The sequence below is a fragment of the Streptomyces sp. NPDC003284 genome (assembly GCF_053589675.1).
Genome location: NZ_JBSFSI010000018.1, coordinates 93747 through 119312, shown reverse-complemented (window position 1 = coordinate 119312; position 25566 = coordinate 93747). Strand labels below are relative to the sequence as shown.

The following is a 25566-nucleotide window of genomic DNA, read 5'->3' as shown; positions in this document are numbered from 1 at the left end:
ACCCGATCGGCTCAACACCCTCCGGGCGTGCCGTGCCTCCGGCTCGTCCCGCGGGCGGCCCCCGGCGCCCGCCCGCGACCGGCACCGGCACGCCCCCCGGCGCGTCCCCGTCCCCGGCCGCGGGCCGGGCGGCGGCCCGCGGCCGGGGGTGCGCCGCGGGCGGCGGAAACGGCGCCCTCGCACACTGCAAGGGCGAGGACCCGGGGGAGCGGCGGCGGCACACGGCCGCCACCCGGCCGGAGACCGGCGCCGGACCCTGGGCGGCCCGGCGCGCACCGCCCGGACGCCGAGCCCCGCACGGTCCAGGAAGGCGGTCGCCCCAGATGAGTCGCACCCGAACACACGCCGCCCCGGACACCCCCGAGGGAGACGCGGCCACCCTCGCGGCGGCGCTGCGCGCGTCCGGGACACCGGGGTCCGCTTCGCCGCCGCGCCGCCGCCGCTCCCGCCGCTGCTCTCGCCGCGCGGCGCCCTGCCCGCCGCCGACCCGCGCTCCAGCCGACGCACTGCGGTGCCAAGCCCGTCATCCGACGGCTTCACCTGCTCGCTGCGCACCGGACTCCTGTACCGCGGCAGCAGGGTGCGGGCGACCACGGCGCAGCTGCGGGCGGCCGACACCCGGCGGTTCTGCCGGGTGCTGTCCCGGCACCCCCGGCCGGTGCCGCCGATCCACCAGCCCGGGGCCGTCACCGCTCGGGCCGCGCCGCACCGGCGCGGTCGCCCCGACGCCACGTGAGGAGAACCGAGATGACCGTGACCGACCGTGCGCAGGCCCGCCTCGACGAGGCGACCGACATCGTGGCCATCGTCGGCGGGGTGACCCGGGAACGGGCCCGCGCGGTGCTGCGCGCGATGGCCGCGCACACCCGCATCAAGGAGCAGCACGTCGCCGAACTCGTCGTCGAATGGGCGGTGTCGGGACGGCTTCCGGCCGAACTGCGCCGCGAACTCGGACACCAGCTCGACACCGGACAGGGCGCCCCGGCCGCGGAACCGGCCGGGTGAGAGGGCCGCGGGCGACTTCCCCCACCGGCGGACCGCGGTGCGCGGGCGGCGCGGGACGGTGTGCGACGGCGCCCTCCTGTCCGCGCGGTCCGCGCCGGGCGCCGCCGTCCTCTGCGATGATGCTCCGCGCCTGATCGTCTCCGCCCGTCCGGGCGGAGCGGCGGAAGGGGGACACATGGCACAGCGCGAGACCGACCGGGACCGGGGCCGCTCGGCCACCCGGCACGGGCAGGCCGCGCTCGACCGGGAGGCCGAGGAGCTGAGCATCGCCTTGATGGCCGCCTCCCGGCTCTTCGTGGCGATCTCCGCCCGCGCGCTGGCCTCCACCGCCGACTCGCTGACGCTGCCGCAACTGCGGGCGCTGGTGGTGCTGGACACCTGCGGGCCGGTCAAACTCGTCGTGCTCGCCGCGACCCTCGGCGTCAACCCGTCCACCGCGCTGCGCATGGTGGAACGGCTGGAGGCGCTCGGCCTCGTCGACCGCAGGACCAACCCCGCCAACCGGCGCGAGGTCGTGCTCAGCCTGACCACCGGCGGCCACGAACTGGTCTCCCGTGTGCTCACCCGGCGCCACGCCGAGATCCGCAGGGTGGTCCAGCGCCTGTCCGCCCCGCAGCGGGCCGCCCTGCTGCCCGCCCTGAACGCCCTCACCGACGCGGCTGGCGAGACGGCCGTCCACCCTCGCGAGAGCGCGCGGGCGGACCGCGGCATCAGCGACACCCCGGCCGACCCGTCCGGCGTGTGAGCCCTGCCGGTGGCCCCCGGCCACGGGCCCGGCCCCCGCCCGCGCGCCCGTTCCGCCCCTCCCCACGCCCGGGGCGCGGTCACACCGGCGCCGCGACCGCGTCCACCGCCGGGGTGCGCAGCATCCGGCGGGCGGTCAGCAGGCAGGTGCCGAGCACCACCGCCGCCGCGACCGCGGCCACCGCCTGCCAGACGCCGAGCACCTGGTGCGGCCAGAGGACGTCCGCGCGGACCAGGGTGAAGGGGACCGTCCCGGCCAGCGCGGTCACCGTGCCGCACAGCACCCCGGCCGCCGTGACGACCAGACCCTCCACGAAGACCGTCCGCAGCACCTGGCCCGGCGTCGCCCCCGCGAGCCGCTGCTGCCCGAACTCCCGGCGGCGGTACGCGGTCGCCGCGTACAGGGAGTTGACGAGCATCACGCAGACGAAGACCACGACGATCCCCACCACCGTCAGGTTCAGCGTCTGAAGGTTCTTCGCGTCGGCCGGCCTGACCAGACCGGAGGCCCGGACCTCGGCGCTCTCCACGGCCTGCATCGACAGCGTCGCCGTGGCCATGCCCGTGAACAGGGTCAGCGACATCAGCGTCCCGGCCAGCTTGTCCACCCGCTGCCGCAGATTGCGCACCGCAAGCCAGCCGCTCGCCCCGCCCGCGGGCAGCCGCTCCAGCAGCGCCGTCAGCAGCCGCGGCGCCAGCAGGGCGCAGCCCACCGACAGCAGGATCGCGCCGTAGGCGGGTGCCGCCATCAGCGCCGGGTCGGTCGCCGAGAAGGCGAACGTCGACAGCACCGAGGCCGCGCCGAGCCCGAGCGCGCCGCAGGCGAGGACCGTACGGCCCCGGCCCCGGCCCCGCCGCTCCCGCGGCCGGGTCGCCCGCCGCACCGCGAGGAAGGCCGCTCCGACCGCCGCGGCCAGCGTGATCCCGGCGCCCGAGGCCGGCGCGAGCGGACCGAAGGAGTAGCCGACCGAGCGGGCCACCTGACCGCTGTCCTGGAAGACGCCGAGCAGCGCCCGCCCGCCCAGCGCCGCCGGGCCGACGGCCAGCACCACCGCGAGCACGGCCACCGCCACCGACTCGCCCACCACCATCCGCCGCAGCTGCGCCGGGGTCGCCCCCGAGCAGCGCAGCAGCTCCAGCTCGCCCGAGCGCTGCCGTACGCTCACCGTCAGCGCGGAGGCGATCGCGAAGAACACCAGCAGCGCGCCGTAGCCGCCCACCACGTTCGCCGAGGTGGTCAGGGTCTCGGCGCTGACGTCGTCGACGCCGGGTGCGCCGGCCGTGTCGCGCAGCGAGGCGAAGGCCATCACGATCGCCGCGCCGAGGAACGCGGACAGCAGCGTCGCGGCGAAGCGGCCCGGCCGGTGCCGGACCGAGCGCAGGGCGAGGAACAGCATCGTCACACCCCCGCCGTCACGTCGTCGCCCAGGTGGGCGAGGCGTTCGGCGACCGCGTCGGCCGTCGGCGCGTGCAGCGTCCCGGCCAGCCGTCCGTCCGCCAGGAACAGCACCGAGTCGGCCCAGGAGGCGGCCACCGGATCGTGCGTCACCATCACCACGGTCCGCCCGTGCACCCGCACCGCGTCCCCCAGCAGCCGCAGCACGTCCCGCGCGCTGCGTGTGTCCAGCGCCCCGGTCGGCTCGTCGGCGAAGACCACCCGCGGCTCGGTGACCAGCGCCCGCGCGATCGCGACCCGCTGGCGCTGCCCGCCCGACAACTGGTCCGGGCGGTGGCCGAGACGGTCGCCGAGACCCACCGAGTCCAGCACCTCCCGCACCCGGCGCCGGTCCACGCGCCGCCCGGCCAGCCGCAGCGGCAGCACCGTGTTCTGCGCGACGGTCAGCGTCTCCAGCAGGTTGTACTGCTGGAAGACGAACCCGATCCGCTCGCGCCGGAATCTGGTCAGCGCCGCCTCGTCACCGCCGCTCAGCTCCTCCCCGTCCACCATCACGATCCCGGCGTCCGGCCGCTCCAGACCGGCCGCGCACCGCAGCAGCGTCGACTTGCCCGAACCCGAGGGCCCCATCACCGCGGTGAACGTGCCGCGCTCCAGGCCCAGCGTCACCCCGTCCAGCGCCCGTACGGCACCGCCGTCGCTGCCGTGCGTCTTGGTCACCTTGACCAGCCGCAGCGCCTGGGCGGCCGGCCCCGCCCCCCGCGCACGCCGTGCGCCCACGCCCGTCATCGTCATCACCCTCCGTCCGGCACGCCCTGTGCCCCGGAAAGAAAAACTACGGAGCGTACGCGTCCGCGACACGGGGCGCAGCACCCGTATCGGCCGGTGTACCCGGCGACACCTCCAACGGGTCACCCCAACGCGCCGACCCCGCCCGCCACCGCTGCAATGGACAGGTGACCGCGCCCCCGGACGACTGCCTCGCGCGCAACGAGTGGATCTGCGGCGCCTATCTGAGCACCCGTCGCGGCGTCCTGCTCGACGCGGTGCTCCAGCATCTGCGCCTGACCGCCCTGGCCGTGCTGATCGCCCTGGCCGTCGCCGTCCCGCTGGCCGTGCTCGCCCGCCGCCTGCGCTGGACGGCGGGACCCGTCCTGGCCCTCACGACCGTCCTCTACACGATCCCGTCCCTGGCCATGTTCTCCCTGCTCCTGCCGCTGTACGGGCTGTCGGCCACCCTCGTCGTCGCCGGTCTCGTGCTGTACTCGCTGACCCTGCTGGTCCGCAACATCCTCGCGGGCCTGCGCGCGGTCCCCGAGGAGACCCGGCAGGCGGCACGCGGCATGGGCTACGGCCCCGTACGGCTGCTGCTGGCCGTCGAACTGCCGCTCGCGCTGCCCGCCGCGATGGCCGGACTGCGCATCGCGACGGTCTCGGCGGTGTCCCTGGTGACGGTGGGCGCGATCGTCGGCTTCGGCGGGCTGGGCAACCTCATCTACGCGGGCATGAACACCTACTTCAAGGCGCAGGTGCTCACCGCGTCCGTGCTGTGCGTGGTGATCGCCGTCGCCGCCGATCTGCTCCTGCTGGGCGTGCAGCGGCTGCTCACCCCCTGGACCCGGGCGGCCCGCGCGTGAGCGCCGCGGCGGACGGGACCCGGCGGCCATGAGCACCCTCGCCGACGCCTGGAGCTGGCTCACCGACCCCGCGCACTGGCCGGGCGACGACGGCATCGCGCACCGCCTCCTCCAGCACCTGCTGCTCACCGTGGTCTGCCTGGCCGTCAGCTGCCTGATCGCGCTGCCCGTCGCCCTGGTCCTCGGCCACCTCGGCCGGGGCGGCGCCCTCGCCGTCAACCTCTCCAACATCGGCCGCGCCGTGCCCACCTTCGCCGTCCTCGTCCTGCTGCTGCTCACCCCGGTCGGCCGGTGGGGCGAGGGCCCCACGGTCGTGGCGCTCGTCCTGTTCGCGGTGCCGCCGCTGCTCACCAACGCCTACGTCGGGATGCGCGAGGTCGACCGCGACGTCGTACGGGCCGCGCGCGGCATGGGGATGACCGGCGCGCAGACCCTGTTCCGCGTCGAACTGCCCCTCGCCGCGCCGATGGTGCTGAACGGGGTGCGCGTCGCCGCCGTCCAGCTCGTCGCCACCGCCACCATCGCCGCGCTGGCGGGCGGCGGCGGACTCGGCCGGATCATCACGGCCGGATTCAACCTGGCCAGCACCCCGCAGGTGGTGGCGGGCGCCGTCCTCGTCGCCGCGTTCGCGCTGGTCGTCGAGGCCGTCTTCGAGACGGTGGAGCGGCTGGCGCCCGGCCGGGGCAGGAGCGGCCGCCGATGAGGGCACCGGCTCTGTTCCTGCTGCGCCTGCTGCTGGTGCTCGGCCCGCTCACCGCCTGCGCCGCCGGACCCTCCCTGGAGCAGCGCGGCGAGGTCACCGCCCCGCCCGGCGACAGCCGCCGTCTGACGATCGGCTCCGCCGGATTCACCGAGAGCGATCTGCTCGCACAGATGTACGCGCTGCTGCTGGACCGGGCCGGGTACCGGACGTCCCTGATCACCGTCGCCAACCGCGAACTGTACGAACCCGCCCTGGAGTCCGGCCAGATCGACGTCGTCCCCGAGTACGCGGCGACCTTCGCCGACTGGCTGGCCGCGAAGACGCACGGCGCCGACGCGCCCCCGGCCGGTTCGCCCGACCTCACCGCCACCCTGCGCGCCCTGCGCGCGCTCGCCGCCCCGCGCGGCCTCACCGTCCTCGACCCCGGCCGGGCCGTCGACCAGAACGCCTTCGCCGTCACCCGCGCCTACGCCCGCGAGCACCGGCTGAAGACCCTCGGCGACCTCGGCGCCTCGGGCCTGAAGGTGCGCCTGGCCGCCGGGGACGAGTGCGTGTCGCGGCCGTACTGCGCACCGGGCCTGCGCAAGGTGTACGGCATCGACATCACCGGGATCGACCCCAAGGGCGTGGGCACCACGCAGGCCAAGCAGGCCGTGCGCGACGGCCGCGACCAGATGGTGCTGACCACCACCACGGACGCCACCCTCGACTCCTTCGGCCTGGTCCTGCTCGCCGACGACAAGCACCTCCAGAACGCCGACTACATCGTCCCCGTCGTCAACCGCGCCCGCGCCGGGAGCACGCGGGTGACCGGTGTGCTGGACCGGCTCAACGCCGTCCTCACCACCGCCGACCTGGCCGCCCTGAACCAGCGCGTCGACAGCTGGCGCCGACTGCCCTCGGACGTGGCCCGCGCCTATCTGGAGGAGAAGGGCCTGCTCAAGTGATGCGTGGCGGCAGGGGCGCGGCCCTCGGTGTCAGGCGTCGGCCACCGAGTCGAACCCGACCTGTCCGCGCGGCACCCCGCGCGCGTCCGCGTCCACCGAGCGGCGCAGCGCCTCGTGCAGCTTCGCCGGGGTCAGCACCCCGAGGAACCGCGCCCCGTCCAGCACCGCGACCCAGCCCGCGTCGTGCTGGAGCATCACCCCGAACGCCTGCTTGAGCGGGGCGCCCACCGGCACCCACGCGTTCATCCGGTGCGCCAGGTCACCGACCCGGCCGCCCGCGCCCAGCGCGTCGAGCCCCACCCAGCCGTGCAGATCGCCCGAGGCGTCCAGCACCACCGCCCAGCGGGCGCCCCGGGCGCGCAGCCGCCCGGCGGCCCGCCCGGCGGACTCGTCGGGCCGGGCCACGGGCGGCTGCTCCAGGTCGCCCGGTTCCACCGCCGTCACCGACAGCCTCTTCAGACCGCGGTCGGCGCCCACGAACGCGGCCACGTACTCGGTCGCCGGGCCGCCCAGCACCGCGCCGGGCGTGTCGAACTGCTCGATACGCCCCTGCCCGTACACGGCCATCCGGTCCCCGAGCCGCACCGCCTCCTCGATGTCATGGGTGACCAGCAGCACCGTCTTGCGCACGGCGGCCTGCATCCGCAGGAACTCGTCCTGCAACTGCTCGCGCACCACCGGGTCCACGGCCCCGAACGGCTCGTCCATCAGCAGCACCGGCGGATCGGCGGCCAGCGCCCGCGCCACCCCGACCCGCTGCCGCTGCCCGCCCGACAACTGCTCCGGATAGCGCGGCCCGTACGTCGCCGGGTCGAGTCCGACCAGGTCGAGCAGTTCGGCCGCGCGCGCCCGCGCCCTGGCCCGCTTCCAGCCGAGCAGCGCGGGCACGGTCGCCGTGTTGTCCAGGACGGTGCGGTGCGGGAACAGGCCGACCTGCTGGATCACGTAGCCGATGCGGCGGCGCAGCCGCACCGGGTCGAGCGCGGCGATGTCCTCGCCGCCGACGAGGATGCGCCCCGAGGTCGGTTCGATCAGCCGGTTGACCATCATCATGGTGGTGGTCTTGCCGCAGCCGGACGGGCCCACGAGGGTGACGAGTTCGCCCTCGGACACCTCGAAGCTGAGGCCGTCCACGGCCGTGGTCCCGTCCGGGTACCGCTTGGTGACCTGTTCGAACCGGATCATTCCCTCACGCTAGCGGCGCCGCGGGCTCCTCGCTCATCAGCACCACCTCCAGGGTGCGCGGCCCGTGCACGCCCTCCACCCGGTCCAGTTCGATGTCACTGGTCGCGGACGGCCCGGAGATCCAGGTCAGCGGGCGGCGCGGATCGAGCCGGGGCAGCGCCTCGGGCACCGAGGAGACCACCTGGTCCGGGACGCGCACCACGCAGATGTGGTGGTCGGGCACGAGCGTGATCCGGCGGCGGCCCTGGTCGGGCGAGCCGTCCAGGACGAGCGTGCCGGTCTCGGCGACGGCGACTGCGCAGCCGGTGACCACGCTGTCGACGCGGTCCAGTTCGCCGGGCGTGCTGTCCGCCCGGTCCGCGACCCGCCGCGCCCCGGACTGCGCCAGCCACCCCTCGTCCAGGCCCGGCGGGACCAGGACGCTCGCCGCGCCCCGGGCGTCGAGCAGCCGGGCGATCAGGGCGGGCAGCCCGGCCCGGTCGCAGCGGTGCACCAGCGCCCGGTAGTCCGCGAGGTTCTCGGCGAGCAGCGCGACCGTCGCGGCGGTGTCCGGGTCCCCGTGGCGGCGCAGGTAGTCGCGCGCCACCGCCCGCTCGTAGGGGGTGTCGTCGGCCGGTACGTCCGCGAGCGCGCGCCGCACCCGGCCCAGGATCCGTTCCCTGCTGCTCACTTCGCCTCCTCCGGGCCGCCGTGCGTGCGCTGCCACCAGTCCCGGAACGGCTCCGCGGGCAGCACGGGCAGGTCCCGGGTGCCCGTCCAGGCCCGGCCGGGTCCGGGCAGGGTGCGCGGGTGCAGGCGCCGGGTGCGCGAGGCGAGCCGCTGCCCGCCGCGCAGCAGCGCGGGGTGGGAGAAGGCGAGGCGGGCCGCGCGCATCGCCGCCCGCTCGGCGCCGTGCCCCTTGGCGGGCTTCAGCACCACCTTGTTGCCCCCGCGCACCGCCTCGCCGCCCTGGACGACCCGTTCGCGCAGATGCACCAGCACCTCGGGGATGTCGATGGCGACCGGGCACACCTCGTAGCAGGCGCCGCACAGCGAGGACGCGTACGGCAGCGAGGCGTCGATCGCGCTGCCGGTACCGCGCAGCTGGGGGCTGAGGATCGCCCCGATGGGCCCGGGGTAGACGGAGCCGTACGCGTGGCCGCCGGCCCGCTCGTAGACCGGGCACACGTTCAGGCAGGCCGAGCAGCGGATGCAGCGCAGCGCCTGGCGGCCGACCTCGTCGGCGAGGGTGTCGGTGCGGCCGTTGTCGAGCAGCACCAGATGGAAGGTCCGCGGCCCGTCGCCGTCAGTGGTCCCCGTCCAGGTGGAGGTGTACGGGTTCATCCGCTCGGCGGTGGAGGAGCGGGGCAGGGTCTGGAGGAAGACCTCCAGGTCCTGCCAGGTCGGCACCAGCTTCTCGATGCCGACGACCGAGATCAGCGTCTCGGGCAGGGTCAGGCACATCCGGCCGTTGCCCTCGGACTCCACGACCACCAGGGTGCCGGTCTCGGCGACCATGAAGTTGGCGCCGGAGACACCGACCTTGGCGCGCAGGAACTTCTCCCGCAGGTGCAGCCGGGCCGCCTCGGCGAGCTCGGCCGGTGTGTCGGTCAGGCCCTCGGGCGCCGGGCGGCCCCAGGAGGCCATCTCGGAGCGGAAGATGTCCCGGATCTCGCCCCGGTTGCGGTGGATGGCGGGGACGAGGATGTGGGACGGCCGGTCCCGGCCCAACTGCACGATCAGCTCGGCGAGATCGGTCTCGTAGGCGCGGATGCCCTCGGCCTCCAGCGCCTCGTTCAGACCGATCTCCTGGGTGGCCATCGACTTGACCTTGACGACCTCGCTCTCGCCGGTCTCCCTGACCAGCCGGGCGACGATCGCGTTGGCCTCGGCCGCGTCGGCGGCCCAGTGGACGGTGCCCCCGGCCGCCGTGACCGCCTCCTCCAACTGCACCAGAAAGCGGTCCAGGTGGCGCAGCGTGTGGTCCTTGATCTGCCGGCCCGCCGCGCGCAGCGCGGCCCAGTCCGGCAGTTCCGCGACCGCGCGGGCGCGCTTGTCGCGGATGGTGTGCGTGGCGTGCCGCAGATTGCCGCGCAGCGTCCGGTCGCGCACCGCCTCGTGCGCGGCCACGGGAAACGCCGGCATCCCGACGAACGTACTGCTGCCGCTCATGCCGCGGGTTCCTCCTCGGTGCTCGCCAGGATCTCCGCGATGTGCACCGGCCGCATCCGGGAGCGCAGCCGGGACATCGTGCCCCCGAGGTGCATCAGGCAGGAGTTGTCGCCCGCGCACAGCACCTCGGCGCCGGTCGATTCGGCGTTGCGCACCTTGTCGGTGCCCATCGCGGCCGACACGTCCGCGTTCTTCACCGCGAAGGTGCCGCCGAAACCGCAGCACTCCTCGGCTCCCGGCAGCGCCACCAGCTCCAGCCCCTTCACCGCCCGCAGCAGCCGCAGCGGCCGGTCCCCGAGCCCCAGCGAGCGCAGCCCGTGGCACGTCGGGTGGTAGGTGACCTCGTGCGGGTAGTACGCCCCCACGTCCGTCACCCCCAGCACGTCCACCAGGAACTCGGTCAGCTCGTACGTCCGCGGCACCACCGGCGCCAGGGTGCGGGCCAGCGTGTCGCCCCGGCCCTCGGCCCGCGCCCGCTCGCCCATGCGCGGATACAGCTCCCGCACCATCGCGCCGCAGGAACCCGACGGTGTGACGATCGCCTCGTAGTCCCGGAAGACATCGGAGAACTTCCGGGCCAGCGGCTCGGCCTCATGCCGGTACCCGGTGTTGTAGTGCGCCTGTCCGCAACACGTCTGAGCCGACGGGAAGTCCACCTCGACGCCCAGTCTGGTCAGCAGTTTCACCACGGCGCGGCCGGTGTCCGGATAGAGCGTGTCATTGACGCAGGTCAGGAACAGGGCCACACGCATCGCGGCTCCTCGTTGTCGGTCATCGGACGGGTGAAGCCTAGTCAGGCCGGGTGCGCGGCGGGAGTCCCCGCCTCGTCCACGGCGTGGCGACGCGCCGGCGCACACCGGCAGCGGCCGGTCACCCGCTGACCGGCGGGTCAGTACCTTTTCATGATCCCGGGTCTCGGACCGCGGAGCGCGATGTGCTCAACTGGGACGCGGCCGTGAAACTCCGTCCCGGGAGAACCGTTGACCCTCAGCTACCGCCAGCCCGGCGTCGTCCTCACCGACCGCTCCTTCACCGTGCCGCTCGACCACGACGATCCGGCGGGGGAGACGATCGAGCTGTACGCCCGCGCCGCGGTCGCCCGGGACAAGGCGGACCGTGACCTGCCGTGGCTGCTGTACCTCCAGGGCGGCCCCGGCTTCGGGGCGAACCGTTTCATCGGGAAGCAGGCGTGGCTCGGCCGGGCCCTGGAGGAGTACCGCGTGCTCCTGCTCGACCAGCGTGGCACCGGCCACTCCACGCCCGCCAACCGCCAGACCCTCCCGCTGCGCGGCGGCCCCGAGGCCCAGGCCGACTACCTCGCGCACTTCCGCGCCGACTCCATCGTCCGCGACTGCGAGGCGATCCGCGCCGAGGTCACCGGCGGCGCGCCCTGGACCGTCCTCGGCCAGAGCTTCGGCGGCTTCTGCACCGTCCACTACCTCTCCACCCGCCCCGAGGGCCTGTCCACCGCCCTGATCACCGGCGGCCTGCCCTCGCTGGACGCGCACGCCGACGACGTCTACCGGGCCGCCTACCCGCGCATCGAACGCAAGGTCGCCGCCCACTACGCCCGCTACCCCCAGGACGTCGCCCGCGCCCGCGAGATCGCCGAGCACCTGCTCACCCACGACGTGGTCCTGCCCGGCGGCTACCGGCTGACCGCCGAGGCCTTCCAGTCCCTCGGCATCCTGCTCGGCGGCACGGACGGCAGCCACCGGCTGCACTTCCTCCTCGAAGGCGCCTTCGTCCGCACCCCCGCGGGCCCGGCCCTCTCCGACGCCTTCCAGGAGGAGGTCCAGGGCCTGCTGTCCTACGCGGCCCACCCGCTCTACGCCCTGCTGCACGAGCCGATCTACGGCCAGGACGCCCGCCCCACCGCCTGGTCGGCCGAGCGGGTGCGCGCCGAGTTCCCGCAGTTCGACGCGGCCAAGACGCTCGCGGACGACGGCCCGCTGCTGTTCACCGGCGAGTCCGTGCACCCCTGGATGTTCGAGTGCGACCCCGCGCTGCGCCCGCTGCGCGAGTGCGCGGACCTGCTCGCCGCCCGCGCCGACTGGCAGCCCCTCTACGACCCGGCCCGGCTCGCCGCCAACGAGGTCCCGGTCGCCGCGGCCGTCTACCACGACGACATGTACGTCGACACCGCGCACGCCCTGGCCACCGCCCGCACCGTCCGCGGTCTGCGCACCTATGTCACCGACGAGTTCGAGCACGACGGGGTGCGGGCCGGTGGCCCCCGTGTCCTGGACCGGCTGCTCGCCCTCGCCCGCGACGACGCCTGACACCTGCGCGGTCCCGGACACCCCGGCGCAGCGCCCGTGCCCGTGCCCGTGCCCGTGCCCGTGCCTAGGATGAGCCACGGGCGCGGGCGCGCCCGGGGGCACGACGGCGACGGGGGCGGCACATGGCGGACGGGACGGCGGGCGCGGCGGACGAAGAGCGGCTGGCGCGGCGGTTCGAGGAGCACCGCGGGCATCTGCGGGCGGTGGCCTACCGGATGCTCGGCTCGCTGACGGAGGCCGAGGACGCCGTCCAGGAGACCTGGCTGAAGCTCACCCGCGCCGACAGCGACGCCATCGGCAACCTGGCCGGATGGCTGACGACGGTGACCGGCCGGGTCTGCCTCGACCTGCTGCGCAGCCGCACGGCCCGCCGCGAGGATCCCCTCGACGAGACCTTCGTGCCCGACCCCGTCGTCCGGCCGCTGGCCTCGGCCGACCCGGAGCAGGAGGCGCTGCGCGGCGACTCGGTGGGGCTCGCCCTGCTCGTCGTGCTGGAGACCCTGGAACCGGACGAGCGGCTGGCGTTCGTGCTGCACGACCTGTTCGCCGTGCCGTTCGACGACATCGCGCCGGTCGTCGAACGCACCGCGGCCGCGACCCGGCAACTGGCCAGCCGCGCCCGCCGCCGCGTGCAGGGCGCCACCCCGTCGGCGGAGACCGGCCTCGCCCGGCAGAAGGAGGTGCTGGAGGCATTCCTCGCGGCCTCCCGCGGCGGCGACTTCGAGGCCCTGGTCGCCGTCCTGCACCCCGACGTGGTGCTGCGGGTCGACGCCGGCGCCCTGGCCCGTGGCGCCGCCGCCTCGAAGGTGGTGCGCGGGGCGCGGACCGTGGCGTCGCAGGCGCTCACCTTCTCCCGCTACGCCCCGACCGCACGGATGGTCCTGGTCAACGGCACGGTCGGCGTGGCCAACACCCCGCAGGCGGGCCCGCACTCGGTCATGGCCGTCACCGTCGCCGACGGCCGGATCACCCACCTCTACATCCTGTCCGACCCCGCCCGGCTGGCCCCCCTGGACCTGCCCGCCGCCATGACCGGCTGAACCACCCCCGAACCGCCGCCGGTGCCGGTCACCCCGAGCCCGGTGGCGGTCGGCATCGAGGCCACCGCGGACGTACGGCTCGCCGCCGCGCGGCTGCGGGCGAGCGAGCCGTGGTACCCGGCGGCCACCCGGGCCGCGCCCGGCACGCTGCCCGCGCCCGGCACGCTGCCCGCGCCCGGCACGCTGCCCGCGCCCGGTTCGCCGCCGCCGTCGCCCCCTTCCTCGGCCGAACGGTGGTCCAGGGGCCCGCAGCGGATCAGTAGGGTGGGGACATGGCAGATCAGACAGAGGAGCGGCGCGACGGCGCTGCGCGGTCCGGGCTGCGCGGCGACTGCGCGAACTGCTTCGGACTGTGCTGCGTCGCCCTGCCCTTCGCCGCCTCCGCGGACTTCGCGCGCGACAAGCCCGCCGGGAAGCCCTGCCCGAACCTCCTGGCCGACCACCGCTGCGGCATCCACACCCGGCTCCGCCAGGAGGGCTACCCGGGCTGCACCGTGTACGACTGCTTCGGCGCGGGCCAGAAGGTCTCCCAGGTCACCTTCGGCGGCCGGGACTGGCGTACGGAACCCGCGGGCGCGCTCGGCGAGATGGCCGCGGCCTTCCCGGTCGTACGGCATCTGCACGAACTGCTGTGGTACCTGACCGAGGCACTCTCCCTGGCCCCCGCCCGGCCGGTCCACGCCGGACTGCGCGACCTGCTGGAGCGCACCGAGGAACTCACCCTGCTGCCACCGGCCGAACTGGCCGCACTCGACGTGGACGCCCACCGGCGGGACGTCAACGCACTGCTGCTGCGCACCAGCGAACTGATGCGGGCCGGGGTGCGCGGGCGGAAGAAGGACCGGCGGGGCGCCGACCTGGTGGGGGCCCGGCTGAGGGGCGCCGATCTGCGCGGGGCCAGCCTGCGCGGCGCCTGTCTGATCGCCGCCGACCTCACCGGCGCCGATCTGCGCGGCGCCGACCTGATCGGTGCCGATCTGCGCGACACCAACCTCACGGACGCCGACCTGACCGGCGCGTTCTTCCTGACCCAGCCGCAGCTGAACGCGGCCCGCGGCGGCGCGGGCACCCGGCTGCCCGGGTCAGTCACCCGCCCCGTGCACTGGACACCGCGGCCCTGATCCGCCGCCCTCCGCCACCGCCCCCGACGGCGCCTCCGGCTGCCGTGCGGCGGGCGGTGTGCGCCGCTCCAGGCGCAGCCGCAGCCCCTCCGGCATCAGGGTGAGCCGTTCGGTGACCTTGAGCCGGTAGGCGGGGTCGGCGCGCAGTTCGTAGCGGCGCAGCAGCAGACCGAGCACCAGCGTGGCCTCGTGCAGCGCGAACTGGCGGCCGATGCACGCCCGCGCGCCGGTCCCGAACGGCTTGAAGACGTGCGGCGGACGGGCGCGCACCGCCGCCGCGTCGAAACGGTCCGGGTCGAAGCGCTCCGCGTCCGCGCCCCAGGCGTCGGGGTCGCGGTGCAGCATCGGGGTCAGCACCAGTGTCCACGCGCCGCGCCGCATCGGATGCGCGTCGGCGAGCACCGTGTCCTGGCGGGCCTCGCGGGCGAAGGCGGGCGCGGTCGGCCACAGCCGCAGCGACTCGTCCAGCACCCGGCGCAGATAGCGCAGTTTGGCGACCTGTTCGTAGCCGGGCGCCGCCGTGTCGCCCCATATCCGGTCCACCTCGGCGCGGGCGCGGGCGGCGATCTCGGGGTGCCGGGAGAGGTAGTACAGCGCGAAGGACAGCGCGCCGGAGGTCGTCTCGTGCCCGGCGACCAGGAAGGTGATCACCTGGCGGCGGACGTTCTCGTCGGACAGCCGCTCCCCGGTCTCCGGGTGCGCCGTCTCCAGCATCCGGTCCAGCAGATCCCCGCTGTCGCTGCCGCTCCCGCTGTCCGTGCGGCGGGCGCGCACGAGGTCGTCCACGGTGCGGTTGAGGTACGCGATGTCGTCGGCGTTGCGGCGGGTCGCCCCGCGCAGCAGCAGCGGAGCGAGCGGCGCGGGCACGGAGTTGAGGCGCTGCGCGTAGCTGAGGGTGCCGACCATCGCGGTGACGAAGGGGTGCGGGCGGGCGCGTTCGAAGGAGCCGAAGTCATGGCCGAAACCGGTGCGCGCGATCGTCTCCAGGGTCAGCTTCGTCATGTCCCCGGGCACGTCCACGGTGCTCCCCGCGGCCTCGGCGCGGTCCCAGTGGCCGGTGAGCCGGGCGGCCACGTCCAGCATCATCCGGTGGTAGCCGGCCATCGCCTCGCGGCTGAAGCCGGGCGCGAGCACGTCGTGCGCGAGCTGCCAGTTGGGCTCGTGGTTGTACGCGGTGAACAGACCGTCCCCGGCGACCGGCCGCAGATTGGCGACGCCCAGCCCCACGTGCTTGGCGAACCTGCTCTCGTCCGCGAGGTCGGCCGCCAGCCGCGCACCCCAGACGAAGACGAACTCCTTGCCGAACACCTTGCGGCGGAAGATCGGGCCGAGCGCGCGGGCGTGGCGCATCGAGTCCTGTACGGGCGTGCTGCGGTCGACCCCCAGCACATCGCCGAGGAAGGGGATCCGGTGCGCCGGGTGCGGCAGCCGCTCCAACTGCGGCCAGCCCGTCCCCGCGTCGCGGAATCCTTTCGGCAGTCCGGTCCCGGTCGTGGTCTCCGCCATGCCGTGCGCTCCCCGTTCTCCCCGGGCCCGCCGGGGTCCCGGCCGGGCGCCGTGCCGGTCCCTCGGCACGTGTTGGATGTCGGTTCAATAGCGGCTCCCAGTCTGGTCCCGTTGTTGAACTCGCGTCAAGTAGAGTGCGGGGATGGCCGCGAACCAGGGGGAGCAGCGCACGCGCCGCCGGCTGAGCACGGGGGAGCGCAGGGAGCAACTGCTGTCCGTCGGGGCGCGGCTGTTCTCCGAGAGCCCCTACGACGACGTGTGGATCGAGCAGGTCGCCGAGATCGCCGGGGTCTCCCGCGGCCTGCTCTACCACTACTTCCCGACCAAGCGGGACTTCTTCGCGGCGGTCGTGGAGCGGGAGAGCGGGCGGATGCTGCGGATGACCGCGGCCGTCCCCGGGGTGCCCGTGCGCGAGCAGCTGACGGCGGGCCTGGACGCCTATCTGGAGTACGTCAGCGCCCACGCGCACGGCTACCGCGCCTTCCACCGGGCGGACGCGGCGGGCGACCAGGCCGTGCGCCGGGTCTACCGGCGCGCCCTGGCCGCCCAGGAGCGGCAGATCCTGGCCGCGCTGGACGCCGACCCCGAGTTCGGCCCGTCCGCCGCCCGCCGCCCCGATCTGCGTCTCGCCGTCCGCGGCTGGCTGGCCTTCACCACCGCCGTCTGCCTGGAGTGGCTGCGCGGCTCCGAGCTGACCCGGGCGCAGGTCAGGGACCTGTGCGCGCGGGCCCTGCTGGGCGTCCTGGCGCCCTGACCGGCGGGCCGGGCCGCCGTCCCGCCGCCTCGTGACACGCTCGGGCGCCGTCGCCCGTCCCGGCCATCACACGCCTCCGTGCGCCCCCTCCCGGACGCCCGTGTCGGGCCGACATGGTTGGCGTGCGCCCCGATCTTCGATAAGTTAGGCAAGCCTTACCTTATGGATGGCTAGCGAGGAGGTTCCGGATGGGCGACAGCCACACATGGACGGCGGTGCCCGGAGCGGCACAGCGGGCGCGCTCGGTGCTCGCCGCCGCCTGGTCCTGCGCGGTGACCGCGGAGGGCGGCCGGGAGGAGTTCACCGGCGCGCACACCGTCACCGAGGACGGCCGGGTCCTGCTGCGGCTGCCCGAGGACAGCCCCCTGGCCGCGGCCGCGTTCTGCGCGCCGCGCGGTGAACTGCCCGGCGTCCTGGAGTTCGCCGACGTGGCACCCGTCCCGGTGCGCGACCGGATCCGCGCCCGGCTGTGGCTGGCCGGCCGGTTCACCCGGGCCGACGGCCACCTGGACTTCGGGCCCCGGCGCGTGCTGCTGCGCCGCCCCGGCGACGCCGTCGCCGTGGACCCGGGCGAGTTCGCCGGCGCGGCCCCCGACCCGCTGGCCGTCGCCGAGGCCCAGCTGCTCACCCACCTCGCCGACGCGCACTCCGACGCGGTGGACCACCTCACCCGGCTGGTCGCCGCCGACAGCCTCCAGGGTGCCGTACGGGTCCGCCCGCTCGCCGTGGACCGGCACGGCCTCACCCTGCGCATCGAACGGGTGCGCGGCCAGGGCGACGTACGGCTGGCCTTCCACACCCCGGCCGACGACGTCACCCAGCTCGCCGAGCGGATGCACGTCCTGCTCGCCCAGGCCAGCGCCGCCGCCTGCCCGCGTCCGCTACAGCGGCAGCGCGCAGACGGCGACGGGTGAGGCGAACGGCTCGCCCGCCAGGCGCAGCGAGCCGTCCCGGCCGACGCGGAAGACACTGACGGTGCCCGACCTCTGGTTCGCCGCGAACAGCAGCGCGCCGTCCGGGGAGAACGCGATCTGCCGGGGGAAGTCACCCGCCACCGGCACCGTGTCCAGCAGGCGCAGCCGGGCGCCGCTCGCCTCCACGGCGTAGCGCGCCAGGGTGTTGTCGCCCCGGTTGGCGAGATAGGCGAACCGGCCGTCCGCCGTGACGAGGAACTGCGCCGGATAGTTGGTGCCCGCCCCGGAGCCCGAGGACTGCGGCTCACCGACGGTCAGCCGCCCGCTCGGCGGATCGTAGGCGCAGACCGCGACCGTGTCGTCCACCTCATGGGCCAGGTACGCGTACCGCCCGCCCGGGTGGAAGGTCAGATGGCGCGGTCCGGCCCCGGGCCGCGTCCCGGCCCGGGAGACCTCGTCGAGGCGGCCCGTGCGCTCGTCCAGGCGGTAGGAGTACACCGTGTCCGTGCCGAGGTCGACGGCGAGGACATGACCGCCGTCCGGTGAGGTGGTGAACTGGTGCGCGTGCGGGCCCTGCTGGCCGGGTCCGGGCGGCGGGCTGGAGTGCGTCACCAGCGCGGTGCGCTCGCCCAGCGCGCCGGAGCCGTCGATCGGATGCACGGCCACACTGCCGGACGTGTAGTTGGCGCTCAGCAGCCAGCGCCCGCCCGGATGCACGGACAGATGACAGGGCCCGGCCCCGCCGGTGCTCCGGGTGCCCAGCACCGTGCGGTCGGCCGGCCGGATGGCCGTCACACCCCCGTCGGCGCGCTCGTCGACCGCGTACAGGGTGCGGCCGTCCGGGTGCACGGCCAGATACGACGGGTCGGGCACGCCGGTCAGCACGCCCTGCCCGGTCACGGCGCCCGAGACCGGGTCGTACGCCGCCAGGCCGATGCCCGTGCCGCCGTTCGCGCCCGAGGTGTAGGTGCCGAGGTACAGCGGCCGGGTCCCCGACGGCCGCCTCGGCGGGCGGGCCCGCTCCCCGGCCGCCGTCGGCGCCGCGGACCCCGGTGGCTCCGGCGTGCGCGCCGGAGCGGGGACCACCGCCATCGCGGCGGCGCCCGTCACGGCGCTCATCAGCCGCCGCCTGCTCCACCGGCCGCCCGGCACTCCCGCACCACTGCCCATGCCGCACCCCAGGTCTCGTAGGAGGTCGTCACCGCCACCTTGGACCGGACCACCCCGGGTGGGCAAGAGTGGCAACGTGCGTTGCATACCGCGCAACGCACGGGCGGGTCACCAGTCGCCGTCCTGCACCGCATCGCCCGGGGCGTTCTTGAGCGGGGTGACCTGCCCCGGCGAAGGCTGCTGCCAGGGCTCGTGGTCCTCGCCCAGCCAGTCGCCGACCGGCCGCACCGCCGCCAGCGCGTCGGTGGGGGAGAGATCGTCGGCGTCCTCGTCGAAGTAGTCGTACCAGGGCAGACCGGCCGCGGTGTACGCGGCGCGGTCCACCGGCGAGGGCGGGGGAGCCTCGCCGGTGATGTGCCGCCACTGCGGCGGCGTCACCAGATGCACGAACACCCGCCCGGCCGGCTGCGGCGCCCAGTCGCTCAGCGGACGCGGGTCCCGGTACACCTCCTGGCGCATCGAACCGCCCGCGCCCAGGCCCATCGCGGCGCCCCGCGGAGCCGGTGCCGAGGGCGCCGGCGGCGGCGCGCCCGCGGCGAGGGCCCCCGGAGCCGCGAGCGGTCCCGCCGCCGTCCGTCGCAGCACCGCCCGCCGCTCCTCCTCGCGCCACCGCTCCAGCGCCGCCGCGCCCAGGGGGAACGACTGCAACTGCACCCCGCCCCAGACCTCCTCGCCGGTGACCTGGCCCTCCACGGTCGCCCCCAGGCCCAGCGGCACCGCGACGAACTGCCGGACCGTGCCCGCCCCCGAGTTGACGCCGTCCAGCCAGGGCTGGCGCGGCACCACCACGTAGTTCTGCGGATCCCCGGCGAGCCGGCCGCTCCAGGGCTCGCCCGAGACCGCGCACACCTTGCCCGCCCCGACCTGCACGGCGACCGGCCGCGTGCTCAGGAACCGCAGCCACATCGCCTCGCGCAGATACACCGGCAGCAGCACACCGCCGCGCCGCCGCATCTCCTCGGGCACCCGGTCAGCGTGGTCGGCGACCCGCCGCAGCGGGAAGGTGCCGAGCCCCGGCGGCAGCGGATGCGTGCCCGTCTCCGGCAGCCGCAGCGTGCGCATGAACCGCACGCCCACACCGCCGGGCAGATGCAAGGTGTCCTCGTCGATCCGAACCGCCGCGCCGCTCATCCGCGCCCTCCCCGTCCGTCCCCGCCGTCCGCCGCTCATCCGGAACGGCCGTCCTTCAGCCAGAACGCCGGGCGGGCTCCTCCTGGTTCCGGCGGTTGCGCACCGGCGCCCCCAGCCGGTCCGCGATCCGGGTCAGCCGCGACCGGCGCTCGCGCTGCTCGCGGGTGTGCCGGTCCAGTTCCTCCAGCAGCCGCTGGGTGCGGTGCTCGGTGTCCATCTCGTCGATGATGCGGTTGACCTCGGTCAGCACCGCGCCCTGCAACTGCCACTGGCTCGCGTCGTGCTGCACCTCGTCCAGCAACTGCCCCGCCAGCTTGTCGCGGGTGGCCGCGGCCTGCCGCAGCTCGGCCGCGAGCCGGGACTCGGCGGACTCGGCGCTCACGCTCACATCGGTGGTCACCAGCACCGCGTAGCTCACCACCGCGTCGGAGATCTCGGACAGCAACTGCTGCACCAGGGCACCGGCCGGGGCCGAGAACAGCGGCCTGGGCTCGCGCGCCTTGGCCAGGTCGGTGAAGGTGCGCGCCAGGACCCGCAGGACCACCGTGCAGATCTCCAGCGTGTCCAGGCCGGTGCGCAGCACCACCCGGTGCAGCAGCCCCTCGCGGACCCGCGGGTTCAGCCGCAGGCTGTCCTCGGCCTGCCGCAGCGCCGCGTCCACGTCGGCGATGTCGTGGTCGAGCCGACGGGCCTCGTGCAGCCGGGCGGCGGCCTGTTCCACCGGGGTGCCGCCCGCCACCTCCTCGCCCATGTGCAGCATCAGCCGCCGCATCCGGCGGGCCAGCCCGTCGATCGACTCGCCCGCGTGCTCCGTCCACAGCGGGGGAGCGAGAAGCAGATTGCAGCCCATGCCGACCACCGCGCCGATCAGTGTCTCCACGATCCGCGCCCAGGCCGTGCTGCCGACGGTGGTGACGCCGAGGACCAGCATCGCGCTGATCGCCACCTCGGCGACGAACTCGTCCACCCGCACCAGGTGCCCCACCCCGAGACCCGCCAGGATCACCAGGGCGAGGCTCCACCAGGTCAGGCCCACCAGCAGGGAGAAGAGGATGGCGACGACCACACCGGCCACCACCGCGTTCACCCGGCGGACACTGGTCTGGAGCGTCGCGAACAGGGTGACCTGGACCACCAGCAGGGCCGTCAGGGGCGCGGTCAGCGGTGCCGGCTCCGGGCTCAGCCACTTCGCGATCACATACGCGATCGTGGCCGCGACCGTCGAGCGCAGCGCCTGGACGACCACCGGGTCCCGGTGCCGCTTCACCAGCCGGACGAGGGACGACATCGACTCGCTCACATCGTGCATCCCTTGCGCTGTTCCCCGTTCGCGGACACGTCGAACGTCACGTCCGCCGAGTACGGCCGTCCGCGCGGCGGGCGGGCACGGCGGCCCGGCGGAGCGGCCGGGCGCGGCCGTCAGGCGTACAGCTTGTCGAGGTAGGCGGCCAGATTGCCGTTGGTCCGGGCGATCTGCTCCTGCACCGTCAGGCTCTCCTCGAACCGGGTGCCGTTCTGCGGGACCTTCTTCCCCCGCACATACAGCGAGCAGGCCAGGTCGGTGCACATGTACAGACCGACCGAGTTGCCCTCGCGGCCCGCGGTGCCCGCCTTGCGGGCGGTCATCAGGGAGACCCCGCCGCCCGGGTGCGTGGTCAGGCACAGCGAGCACATGCTGCGGTGCAGAAAGCCGCGCTGCGCGGCCGGGAAGCGCAGCGCCACACCCACCGCGCGGCCCTCGCGCTCGGTGACCAGATAGCTGCGGTCGGGCGCGCCCGGATCGCGCCAGCCCAGGAAGTCGAGGTCGTCCCAGGGGCGTTCCGCCAGGTCGCGGGGGACGGCCAGCCGCTTGGCCTCGCCCTTGGAGCAGTTGACGAAGCAGGCGCGGATGTCCTGCTCGGACAGAGGTCTCATGAAAGGCTCCGGGTGGCTGGGCGGATCGGGCACCGGGACGGACCACGGCTCCGATGCCTAAGGCTTTTAGGTTCAAGGCTAGGATAAGCAGGTTGCAGGAGGGGGATCCAATGAATATCCGCAGCGGCGCCGGGCCGGCGCTGCCACCCGCGGCCCGCGCGGCGATCGCGCACGTCGCGGAACGGTCCGGGGGCCCGGCGCTCGCGCCGGACCTGCGTATCACCCTCAACTTCCACCCCGACCGGCCCTCGGGCGGCCTGCCCCTGCTGCGAGCGCTCGCCCGGGACGGCGCGTACCACTCGCAGTTCGTCACCGGCACCAGCAACGGCGGACTCACCGCCCACCCCGGCGGGGACCGCTGGCGCTGGGAGCACCGCATCTTCGGCGGCGCCTACGACACCGCGCCCGCGGCCGCCCGGCCGGTCTACGGCGCGCTGGACTTCCGCCGCCAAGTGGTGGGCGCCGCGCCCCGGTTCGGGTCCTCGCACTTGCGGCTCACGGCGGCGGCCCTGGCCCGCGCCACCTTCTGCTACCCCGACAGCGCCGCCGGGCCCGCCGACTTCGGCACCGCCGCCGCCCTGGGCCTGACCGCCCTGGCCGAGGCCGACGAGCGGGACGCCCTGGACGACTACGTCGAGGCCCAGGTGCACGGCGGCGTCGACCTCGCCCGGGACGTGGAGGTCCTGGTCCTGGACGCGAGCTACCGCGGCACCCCCGTCGAGGCCGACGCGCGGGACCTGCCCTGCCCGCTCGCCTGGCACCCCGGCTACCGGCTGTCCGTGCGGGAACTGCGCCGCCACGGCGACTACCGGGGCGCCGAGTACACCGCGCTCGGAGCGCGGATCGCCCGGGACGGGCACCTCGACCCGTGGATCATCGGCGAGGCCGCCAACACCGGCCGCCACGCGGCACAGGACCTGAAGAAGGTGTGGCACCTGCTCGCACGGCACGGAGCGCCCGAGGGAGCGGGCACCGCCTGCCTGCCCCGCGCGGGCGCCGCGGCCGGGCCGGACCCCGCCACGGAACCGGCCACGCCTTAATTTATTGCCTGACCTAAGGGGGACGGGAAGTCGCGCCGGACCGGCCCCCGGCGGTATGTTGCAGGTCGGACAGGGCGGGACAGGCACGCGTGCAAGGACGAGGGAGCCACATGGCGGCGGGGCGGAACGGGCGCACGGTGCGCGATCTCAGACGGGCCAACCGCACGGCCGTCCTGCAACGGCTGTATTTCGACGGCCCCCTCAGCCGCTTCGAACTGGGCCCCGCCACCGGCCTCAGCTCGGGTTCGATCAGCAATGTCGTCGCCGACCTGGTCGCCGACGGACTGGTCGAGGAGGCCGGCAGCGTCGACTCCGACGGCGGGCGCCCGCGCACCCTGCTGCGCGTGGTCCCGGGCAGCGGCCACATGATCGGCGTCGATGTCGGCGAGACCCGGGTCCGTGTCGAGCTGTTCGACCTGACCCTCACCGAACTGGCGCGCACCGAACGGCCGCTGACCGGACAGCGCTACGACGTCGACGTGATCACCGGCCACATCGGGGACGGTATCGCCGAGGTCCTGCGCGCGGCCGGGCTCGCCCCCGAGCGCCTGCTCGGCGTCGGGATCGGTGTCCCCGGCATCGTCGAGCGCACCGAGGACCGGGGCGCCGTCGTGCACGGGCAGACCATCGGCTGGGACGCGGTGCCCCTGGAGAGGCTGCTGCGCTCCGGCGGGCAACTCCCGGACGGCGTGCCCTGCTTCATCGACAACGGCGCCAAGACGCTCGGCCAGGCCGAGATGTGGTTCGGCGCCGGACGCGGCGCGGGCAACGCGGTCGTGGTGCTCTTCGGCTCCGGCGTCGGCGCCTGCCTGGTCACGCCCGAGGTGGAACGGGGCCGGGCCGTGGAGTGGGGGCATCTGACGGTACGGGTGCGCGGGCGCCGCTGCCGGTGCGGCGCGCTCGGCTGTCTGGAGGCCTACGCGGGCGCCGAGTCGCTGCTGGCCCGCTGGCGGGAGGAGGGCGGCCGGCCGCCGGGCGGCACCGACGAGGAGACCGCGCTGACCGCCATGCTGGCCGCCGCCTACCCGCCCGGGGGCACCGCGGCCGACCCGGTCGCGCTGGCCGTGCTGGAGGAGACCGCCGAGTACCTGGGCGCGGGCCTGTCCGACCTCATCAACCTCTTCCAGCCCGAGCGCATCCTCATCGGCGGCTGGGCGGGCCTCCAGCTCGGCGCCCGCTTCCTTCCGGCCGTACGCCGCCACGCCACGGCCTACGCCCTGCGCCACCCCGCCGAGCGGGTCACCGTCGAACTGGGGCGGCTCGGCCCGGACGCGGTCACCGTGGGCGCGGCGATCCTGCCGCTGGCCGACTTCTTCGCCCGCGGCGGGCGCCCCGCCGCACCGGTGCCCGAGGCCCGCCCCCCGGCCTGGCAGACGGCCCTGGAGGAGCGCAGGCCGTAGCCGCCGCCGACCCCGTCACCCGACCCCGCCGTCAGGGCTTGCGGGCCACTCCGCCGTGGATGTCGGTGGGCCGCGGCGCCGTGCCGGGAGCGGGGCGCCACAGCGGGCAGGAGACGATGCCCGGCTCCAGCAGCTCCAGGCCCTCGTAGTAGGCGGCGACCTGCTCCGGGCTGCGCAGCACGTAGGGGACGGCGCCGGTGTCGTCGTAGCCCTGCTGGGCCTCCTTGAGCGCCTGGTCGGTGTCCGTGCTGTCGTAGTGGACGAAGTAGCTGCCGGAGGGCAGGGCGGCCTGGAGGCGGCGGACGATCGACCTCGCCTCCTCGTAGTCCTGGATGTGGCCGAGGATGCCCATGAGCATCAGGGCGACCGGCTGCTCGAAGTCCAGGATCCGCCCGGCGCGTTCGACGATCGTCGCGGGGTCGTGCAGATCGGCGTCGATGTACTCGGTGACGCCCTCGGGCGTGCTGGTGAGCAGCGCCTGGGCGTGGCGGAGCACCAGCGGGTCGTTGTCGACGTAGACGACGCGCGCCTCGGGGGCTATGCGCTGGGCGACCTGGTGGGTGTTGTCGTAGGTGGGCAGTCCGGTGCCGATGTCGAGGAACTGGCGCACGCCGAGTTCACCGGCCACATGGGTCACGGCGCGGATCAGGTACTCCCGCGAGGCGCGGGCCATCGTCTCGATGGTGGGGGCGTGTTCGCGGTAGGCGTCGCCCGCGATCCGGTCCACCTCGTAGTTGTCCTTGCCGCCCATCCAGTAGTTCCAGATGCGGGCCGAGTGGGGCACCGAAGTGTCGATCTTGGACAGCGCGTCCTGGTCGGGGGTGGGGCGGCCGTGGGTCATGGGGGTCTCCTGCCGTACGTCACGCGGGGGTCCAAAATATCGTCAACGACCTTGCGCCGAAGGGTGGTTCGTGAGGCGTGAGGTGCGAAGCGGGGCACGGGGGGCGCGAGGGGCACCGAGGGGGTGGCGCCCGGGGCGCACCAGGGGGTCGGCGGGGCCGGACCGGCGCGGGGCCGCGCGCCGGGCGGCGTCCGCCGCCGGGGGCGGGGCCACCCGCACGGCGGGAGGTGGCGTGCGGGTGGCCCCGCGGGGCGGGCCGGGGCGGGCCGGGCCGGGTTCGGCCGCGGCCCGGCGACGCCCGCGGCCCGGGTCCTACGGGATCGCGGGACTGCGGGACTGTGGAATCCGGAGTGCGCGGCGCCGGGCTGCGGGGACGGGGGAGCGGGCAGTCCCCGGCGGCGGCCGCCGTGCACTCCGGTCAGTCGACCAGGAAGTCCGCGAGCCCCGCCTTGGCGCCCGCCAGGAAGGTGACCATCTCGTCCCGGGTGTAGATCAGCGCGGGTCCCGTGGGGTCCGTGGACTGGCGTACGGCGATCCTGCCGTCCGGCAGGCGCTTGGCCTCGACGCAGGAGCCGCCGTTGGTGCCGCTCCAGGGCTTGTGCCAGCCCTCGGTGCCCAGTTCGCCCGCGGGCATGCCGTTGCGGACCGAAGGGGCGGGCGTCCGGGGTGCGGTGGATGCCATGGG

26 protein-coding genes are annotated in these 25566 nt (G+C 75.1%); 13 read left to right on the top strand and 13 right to left on the bottom strand.

Annotated elements, in window-relative coordinates:
- Positions 1-511: 511 nt before the first annotated feature.
- From ACWDYF_RS29940 to ACWDYF_RS29930, 3 genes are all read left to right on the top strand, one after another.
- The gene (locus ACWDYF_RS29940) at positions 512-736 is read left to right on the top strand and encodes a hypothetical protein (RefSeq protein WP_389470519.1); all 225 of its coding nucleotides are present in this window, start codon (positions 512-514) and stop codon (positions 734-736) included.
- Positions 737-747: 11 nt separating this feature from the next.
- The gene (locus tag ACWDYF_RS29935) at positions 748-1005 is read left to right on the top strand and encodes a hypothetical protein (protein ID WP_018568488.1); all 258 of its coding nucleotides are present in this window, start codon (positions 748-750) and stop codon (positions 1003-1005) included.
- A gap of 175 nt (positions 1006-1180) precedes the next feature.
- The gene (locus tag ACWDYF_RS29930; RefSeq protein WP_389470522.1) at positions 1181-1750 is read left to right on the top strand and encodes a MarR family winged helix-turn-helix transcriptional regulator; all 570 of its coding nucleotides are present in this window, start codon (positions 1181-1183) and stop codon (positions 1748-1750) included.
- A gap of 79 nt (positions 1751-1829) precedes the next feature.
- On the opposite strand, the gene ACWDYF_RS29925 is transcribed toward ACWDYF_RS29930, so the two are convergent.
- Positions 1830-3146, bottom strand: a complete 1317-nt coding sequence (locus ACWDYF_RS29925; RefSeq protein ID WP_389470743.1) for an FtsX-like permease family protein — start codon at positions 3144-3146, stop codon at positions 1830-1832.
- A gap of 2 nt (positions 3147-3148) precedes the next feature.
- Complete coding sequence (locus ACWDYF_RS29920; protein WP_389470525.1) at positions 3149-3940, bottom strand: ABC transporter ATP-binding protein; 792 nt, start codon at positions 3938-3940, stop codon at positions 3149-3151.
- A gap of 161 nt (positions 3941-4101) precedes the next feature.
- On the opposite strand from ACWDYF_RS29920, the gene ACWDYF_RS29915 reads away from it, so the two are divergent.
- The 3 genes from ACWDYF_RS29915 to ACWDYF_RS29905 are packed head-to-tail and all read left to right on the top strand — an operon-like array spanning position 4102 to position 6432.
- The gene (locus ACWDYF_RS29915; RefSeq protein WP_018568492.1) at positions 4102-4782 is read left to right on the top strand and encodes an ABC transporter permease; all 681 of its coding nucleotides are present in this window, start codon (positions 4102-4104) and stop codon (positions 4780-4782) included.
- Between the two features lie 28 nt (positions 4783-4810).
- The gene (locus ACWDYF_RS29910; protein WP_018568493.1) at positions 4811-5485 is read left to right on the top strand and encodes an ABC transporter permease; all 675 of its coding nucleotides are present in this window, start codon (positions 4811-4813) and stop codon (positions 5483-5485) included.
- Complete coding sequence (locus tag ACWDYF_RS29905) at positions 5482-6432, top strand: ABC transporter substrate-binding protein (RefSeq protein WP_389470528.1); 951 nt, start codon at positions 5482-5484, stop codon at positions 6430-6432. The genes ACWDYF_RS29910 and ACWDYF_RS29905 overlap by 4 nt, the downstream gene beginning before the upstream one ends.
- A gap of 30 nt (positions 6433-6462) precedes the next feature.
- Here the strand turns inward: ACWDYF_RS29905 and ACWDYF_RS29900 are convergent, their stop codons facing one another.
- The 4 genes from ACWDYF_RS29900 to ACWDYF_RS29885 are packed head-to-tail and all read right to left on the bottom strand — an operon-like array spanning position 6463 to position 10520.
- Positions 6463-7617 carry an ATP-binding cassette domain-containing protein gene (locus ACWDYF_RS29900; RefSeq protein ID WP_381744185.1) on the bottom strand — a complete coding sequence of 385 codons (1155 nt, stop codon included), beginning with the start codon at positions 7615-7617 and terminating at the stop codon, positions 6463-6465.
- A 4-nt stretch (positions 7618-7621) separates the two neighbouring features.
- A complete protein-coding gene (locus tag ACWDYF_RS29895) occupies positions 7622-8287 on the bottom strand; it encodes a LutC/YkgG family protein (RefSeq protein ID WP_389470532.1) in 666 nt (221 codons plus the stop codon).
- Complete coding sequence (locus tag ACWDYF_RS29890; RefSeq protein ID WP_389470535.1) at positions 8284-9768, bottom strand: lactate utilization protein B; 1485 nt, start codon at positions 9766-9768, stop codon at positions 8284-8286. Before ACWDYF_RS29890 ends, ACWDYF_RS29895 begins: the two co-directional genes overlap by 4 nt.
- Positions 9765-10520 carry a (Fe-S)-binding protein gene (locus tag ACWDYF_RS29885; protein ID WP_037890225.1) on the bottom strand — a complete coding sequence of 252 codons (756 nt, stop codon included), beginning with the start codon at positions 10518-10520 and terminating at the stop codon, positions 9765-9767. The genes ACWDYF_RS29890 and ACWDYF_RS29885 overlap by 4 nt, the downstream gene beginning before the upstream one ends.
- 228 nt (positions 10521-10748) lie before the next feature.
- On the opposite strand from ACWDYF_RS29885, the gene ACWDYF_RS29880 reads away from it, so the two are divergent.
- From ACWDYF_RS29880 to ACWDYF_RS29870, 3 genes are all read left to right on the top strand, one after another.
- Complete coding sequence (locus ACWDYF_RS29880) at positions 10749-12050, top strand: alpha/beta fold hydrolase (RefSeq protein ID WP_389470539.1); 1302 nt, start codon at positions 10749-10751, stop codon at positions 12048-12050.
- Positions 12051-12172: 122 nt separating this feature from the next.
- Complete coding sequence (gene sigJ, locus ACWDYF_RS29875; RefSeq protein WP_389470541.1) at positions 12173-13090, top strand: RNA polymerase sigma factor SigJ; 918 nt, start codon at positions 12173-12175, stop codon at positions 13088-13090.
- 272 nt (positions 13091-13362) lie between these two features.
- The gene (locus ACWDYF_RS29870) at positions 13363-14211 is read left to right on the top strand and encodes a pentapeptide repeat-containing protein (protein ID WP_389470544.1); all 849 of its coding nucleotides are present in this window, start codon (positions 13363-13365) and stop codon (positions 14209-14211) included.
- Here ACWDYF_RS29870 and ACWDYF_RS29865 read toward each other — a convergent pair.
- Positions 14173-15717 carry a cytochrome P450 gene (locus ACWDYF_RS29865; RefSeq protein WP_389470547.1) on the bottom strand — a complete coding sequence of 515 codons (1545 nt, stop codon included), beginning with the start codon at positions 15715-15717 and terminating at the stop codon, positions 14173-14175. The genes ACWDYF_RS29870 and ACWDYF_RS29865 overlap by 39 nt on opposite strands.
- A 142-nt stretch (positions 15718-15859) precedes the next feature.
- Here ACWDYF_RS29865 and ACWDYF_RS29860 point away from each other — a divergent pair, with 142 nt between their 5' ends.
- Both ACWDYF_RS29860 and ACWDYF_RS29855 read left to right on the top strand, forming a co-directional pair.
- Positions 15860-16471 carry a TetR/AcrR family transcriptional regulator gene (locus tag ACWDYF_RS29860; protein ID WP_064536734.1) on the top strand — a complete coding sequence of 204 codons (612 nt, stop codon included), beginning with the start codon at positions 15860-15862 and terminating at the stop codon, positions 16469-16471.
- 188 nt (positions 16472-16659) lie between these two features.
- Positions 16660-17385, top strand: coding sequence for a DUF2470 domain-containing protein (locus ACWDYF_RS29855; RefSeq protein WP_389470551.1), 726 nt, complete (start codon positions 16660-16662; stop codon positions 17383-17385).
- Here ACWDYF_RS29855 and ACWDYF_RS29850 read toward each other — a convergent pair.
- The 4 genes from ACWDYF_RS29850 to ACWDYF_RS29835 all read right to left on the bottom strand — a co-directional run bounded on the left by ACWDYF_RS29850 (position 17353) and on the right by ACWDYF_RS29835 (position 21600).
- Positions 17353-18504 carry a lactonase family protein gene (locus ACWDYF_RS29850; RefSeq protein ID WP_389470554.1) on the bottom strand — a complete coding sequence of 384 codons (1152 nt, stop codon included), beginning with the start codon at positions 18502-18504 and terminating at the stop codon, positions 17353-17355. The two genes, ACWDYF_RS29855 and ACWDYF_RS29850, sit on opposite strands and share 33 nt — an antisense overlap.
- A 159-nt stretch (positions 18505-18663) precedes the next feature.
- Positions 18664-19686, bottom strand: coding sequence for a hypothetical protein (locus ACWDYF_RS29845; protein ID WP_389470557.1), 1023 nt, complete (start codon positions 19684-19686; stop codon positions 18664-18666).
- A 55-nt stretch (positions 19687-19741) separates the two neighbouring features.
- Complete coding sequence (locus ACWDYF_RS29840) at positions 19742-20995, bottom strand: FUSC family protein (protein ID WP_018568507.1); 1254 nt, start codon at positions 20993-20995, stop codon at positions 19742-19744.
- A gap of 110 nt (positions 20996-21105) precedes the next feature.
- A complete protein-coding gene (locus tag ACWDYF_RS29835) occupies positions 21106-21600 on the bottom strand; it encodes an FBP domain-containing protein (protein WP_381744197.1) in 495 nt (164 codons plus the stop codon).
- Between the two features lie 110 nt (positions 21601-21710).
- Here ACWDYF_RS29835 and ACWDYF_RS29830 point away from each other — a divergent pair, with 110 nt between their 5' ends.
- Entirely contained in the window at positions 21711-22640 is a 930-nt protein-coding gene (locus ACWDYF_RS29830) for a DUF3626 domain-containing protein (RefSeq protein WP_389470562.1), read from the top strand.
- 110 nt (positions 22641-22750) lie between these two features.
- A complete protein-coding gene (locus tag ACWDYF_RS29825; RefSeq protein WP_389470565.1) occupies positions 22751-24040 on the top strand; it encodes an ROK family transcriptional regulator in 1290 nt (429 codons plus the stop codon).
- Positions 24041-24071: 31 nt separating this feature from the next.
- Here the strand turns inward: ACWDYF_RS29825 and ACWDYF_RS29820 are convergent, their stop codons facing one another.
- On the bottom strand, positions 24072-24881 hold the full coding sequence (locus ACWDYF_RS29820; RefSeq protein ID WP_389470568.1) for an SAM-dependent methyltransferase: 810 nt from the start codon (positions 24879-24881) through the stop codon (positions 24072-24074).
- Between the two features lie 418 nt (positions 24882-25299).
- Positions 25300-25563, bottom strand: coding sequence for a DUF397 domain-containing protein (locus tag ACWDYF_RS29815; RefSeq protein WP_018568512.1), 264 nt, complete (start codon positions 25561-25563; stop codon positions 25300-25302).
- Positions 25564-25566 lie beyond the last annotated feature (3 nt).

Coding starts and splice junctions, on each gene's coding strand:
- ACWDYF_RS29890 (WP_389470535.1), bottom strand. CDS start 9,768: ATGAGCGGCAGCAGTACGTTCGTCGGGATGCCGGCGTTTCCCGTGGCC.
- ACWDYF_RS29860 (WP_064536734.1), top strand. CDS start 15,860: ATGGCCGCGAACCAGGGGGAGCAGCGCACGCGCCGCCGGCTGAGCACG.
- sigJ (WP_389470541.1), top strand. CDS start 12,173: ATGGCGGACGGGACGGCGGGCGCGGCGGACGAAGAGCGGCTGGCGCGG.
- ACWDYF_RS29815 (WP_018568512.1), bottom strand. CDS start 25,563: ATGGCATCCACCGCACCCCGGACGCCCGCCCCTTCGGTCCGCAACGGC.
- ACWDYF_RS29920 (WP_389470525.1), bottom strand. CDS start 3,940: ATGACGATGACGGGCGTGGGCGCACGGCGTGCGCGGGGGGCGGGGCCG.
- ACWDYF_RS29930 (WP_389470522.1), top strand. CDS start 1,181: ATGGCACAGCGCGAGACCGACCGGGACCGGGGCCGCTCGGCCACCCGG.
- ACWDYF_RS29900 (WP_381744185.1), bottom strand. CDS start 7,617: ATGATCCGGTTCGAACAGGTCACCAAGCGGTACCCGGACGGGACCACG.
- ACWDYF_RS29820 (WP_389470568.1), bottom strand. CDS start 24,881: ATGACCCACGGCCGCCCCACCCCCGACCAGGACGCGCTGTCCAAGATC.
- ACWDYF_RS29850 (WP_389470554.1), bottom strand. CDS start 18,504: ATGAGCGCCGTGACGGGCGCCGCCGCGATGGCGGTGGTCCCCGCTCCG.
- ACWDYF_RS29830 (WP_389470562.1), top strand. CDS start 21,711: ATGAATATCCGCAGCGGCGCCGGGCCGGCGCTGCCACCCGCGGCCCGC.
- ACWDYF_RS29925 (WP_389470743.1), bottom strand. CDS start 3,146: ATGCTGTTCCTCGCCCTGCGCTCGGTCCGGCACCGGCCGGGCCGCTTC.
- ACWDYF_RS29835 (WP_381744197.1), bottom strand. CDS start 21,600: ATGAGACCTCTGTCCGAGCAGGACATCCGCGCCTGCTTCGTCAACTGC.
- ACWDYF_RS29855 (WP_389470551.1), top strand. CDS start 16,660: ATGGGCGACAGCCACACATGGACGGCGGTGCCCGGAGCGGCACAGCGG.
- ACWDYF_RS29905 (WP_389470528.1), top strand. CDS start 5,482: ATGAGGGCACCGGCTCTGTTCCTGCTGCGCCTGCTGCTGGTGCTCGGC.
- ACWDYF_RS29870 (WP_389470544.1), top strand. CDS start 13,363: ATGGCAGATCAGACAGAGGAGCGGCGCGACGGCGCTGCGCGGTCCGGG.
- ACWDYF_RS29910 (WP_018568493.1), top strand. CDS start 4,811: ATGAGCACCCTCGCCGACGCCTGGAGCTGGCTCACCGACCCCGCGCAC.
- ACWDYF_RS29840 (WP_018568507.1), bottom strand. CDS start 20,995: ATGCACGATGTGAGCGAGTCGATGTCGTCCCTCGTCCGGCTGGTGAAG.
- ACWDYF_RS29865 (WP_389470547.1), bottom strand. CDS start 15,717: ATGGCGGAGACCACGACCGGGACCGGACTGCCGAAAGGATTCCGCGAC.
- ACWDYF_RS29935 (WP_018568488.1), top strand. CDS start 748: ATGACCGTGACCGACCGTGCGCAGGCCCGCCTCGACGAGGCGACCGAC.
- ACWDYF_RS29845 (WP_389470557.1), bottom strand. CDS start 19,686: ATGAGCGGCGCGGCGGTTCGGATCGACGAGGACACCTTGCATCTGCCC.
- ACWDYF_RS29885 (WP_037890225.1), bottom strand. CDS start 10,520: ATGCGTGTGGCCCTGTTCCTGACCTGCGTCAATGACACGCTCTATCCG.
- ACWDYF_RS29825 (WP_389470565.1), top strand. CDS start 22,751: ATGGCGGCGGGGCGGAACGGGCGCACGGTGCGCGATCTCAGACGGGCC.